General features: G+C 65.8%; 3 protein-coding genes and 1 pseudogene. 3 read left to right on the forward strand and 1 reads right to left on the reverse strand.

All coding sequences use genetic code 11. The features are described from left to right. Positions 1 to 334, reverse strand: a pseudogene (locus tag EN935_RS34065) (SAM-dependent methyltransferase); the annotation flags it as partial. Between the two features lie 77 nt (positions 335 to 411). Between EN935_RS34065 and EN935_RS34070 the strand changes: the two are divergent. The 3 genes from EN935_RS34070 to EN935_RS34080 form a co-directional block, all read left to right on the forward strand. Next, entirely contained in the window at positions 412 to 1,200 is a 789-nt protein-coding gene (locus EN935_RS34070) for a ComF family protein (RefSeq protein ID WP_109658613.1), read from the forward strand. Positions 1,201 to 1,227: 27 nt separating this feature from the next. After that, positions 1,228 to 1,497 carry a glutaredoxin 3 gene (gene grxC / locus EN935_RS34075; RefSeq protein ID WP_056583465.1) on the forward strand — a complete coding sequence of 90 codons (270 nt, stop codon included), beginning with the start codon at positions 1,228 to 1,230 and terminating at the stop codon, positions 1,495 to 1,497. A gap of 10 nt (positions 1,498 to 1,507) precedes the next feature. Further along, a partial coding sequence (locus EN935_RS34080) for a nitrilase-related carbon-nitrogen hydrolase (protein WP_281040389.1) occupies positions 1,508 to 1,835 on the forward strand: 328 nt, incomplete at its 3' end.

Genomic DNA, 1,835 nt, shown 5'->3' on the forward strand with positions numbered 1-1,835 from the left:
ACAGAAGCGAGACCACCAGATCGAGGCTCTCCGGCTCGAACGGCACGGTTTCCAGCGGAGCGATCAAGCCGGCGCCGCCGCCGCTCAGGAAAGCCGTATCCGTTTCGACGCGGACAATGTCGGCGACCTTGCCGCTTTCGGCGAGCATTTCGGCTGCCGCCGGGGTCTGGCAAAACAGCACAGCCGCCTTGCCGAACCGGCGCTCGACGGCGCCCAGCCGGTCGGCAAGATCCTCGGCCGTACGGCGCATGAGGAAGTCCGCGCCGTCAACCGGATGGGTGAGCGCGCGCCGCTTGTGCGCCAGCCACAGAGAGGTATCCATTATCGGCTGCAACGGGCGGATCCTTGTTTGTCCACGCCCTGATATAGTTGGTATACTTGGCACGGAGAACCAACCACGTGGCCGATCCGATGTCCAAGATCAAGCCCGGCGAGATCAAGCGCTTCGCCCGATCGGCCCTCGGCTGGCCGGCGCGCATCCTGTTTCCGCCGGTCTGCGCTGGTTGCCGCCGGCATGTCTCGCAGCCCGGCGTGCTGTGCGGCGCCTGCTGGCCGAAGCTCAGGCTGCTGGAACGGCCATGGTGCCCGGTGATGGGCACGCCGTTCACCCACCATATGGGCGAAGGCTTTCTGTCGGCCGAGGCAATTGCCGATCCGCCGCCTTTCGAGCGGGCGCGGGCTGCGGTCGCCTATTCAGGAGTCGCCCGCCAGATGGTGCAAGGGCTGAAATACCAGGACCGCACGGATCTCGCGCCGTGGATGGCGCGCTGGATGGTGCGCGCGGGTGCCGATCTCATCGCCGAAGCGGATGTGGTGGTGCCGGTGCCCCTGCACTGGCGACGTTTCTTCAGGCGACGGTTCAACCAATCGGCGGAACTGGCGAGGGCAGTGTCGGTGCTCAGCGACTTGCCCTTCGCACCCTCGGCGGTGCGGCGTGTGAAACTCACCCGCCAGCAGGTTGGGCTGGAGCGGCAGGAGCGCGAGGAGAATGTGCGGGCCGCCTTTCGAGTGCCCGCCGAGTCGGAAATCGAGATTGCCGGCCGCAGGGTGCTGCTGATCGACGATGTCTACACCACCGGCGCCACCGTGCGTTCCGCCACCAAGGCACTGAAAAGGGGAGGTGCGGCCGCCGTCGACGTGCTGACCTTTGCCCGTGTGTTGCCGGGGGACTTCCGGGCGGACGAGTCCGCGACTATATAAGTCGGCAACGAACAGCGGAAATTCGTCATGGCCGATGTCACCATCTACACCCGCATGATGTGCGGCTACTGCACGGCAGCCAAGCGGCTGCTTGAGCGCAAGGGCGTCGCCTTTACCGAGCACGATGCCTCCTTCTCGCCGGAACTGCGCCAGGAAATGATTTCCCGCGCCCACGGCCGCTCGACTTTTCCGCAGATTTTCATCGGCGATACGCATGTCGGCGGCTGCGACGACCTGCACGAGCTGGAGGCCGAAGGCCGGCTGGACAAACTGCTCGCCAACGGCGCGACGATTTGAGGATATGACAATGGGTGTTTTCAAGGCGGCTGCGATCCAGATGCGTTCGGGCGAGAGCCCCGAGCGCAACGCGGTCGATCTCGAACGGCTGGTGCGCGAAGCCGCAAGCCAGGGCGCGACCTATATCCAGACGCCGGAAATGACCGGCGCACTGATCCGCGACAAGCAAGCGCGCGCCGCCTCCTTCACATCCGAGGACAAGGACATCATCGTCTCGACCGCGCGCAAGCTGGCCAAGGAGCTCGGCGTTTTCCTGCATATCGGCTCGACCGCCATCCTGCGCGCCGACGGCAAGCTCGCCAACCGGGCGCTGCTGTTCGGCCCGGACGGCGCTACGC

It is taken from the genome of Mesorhizobium sp. M7D.F.Ca.US.004.03.1.1, from assembly GCF_003998635.1.
In the GTDB taxonomy this organism is placed as follows: Bacteria; Pseudomonadota; Alphaproteobacteria; order Rhizobiales; family Rhizobiaceae; genus Mesorhizobium; species Mesorhizobium loti.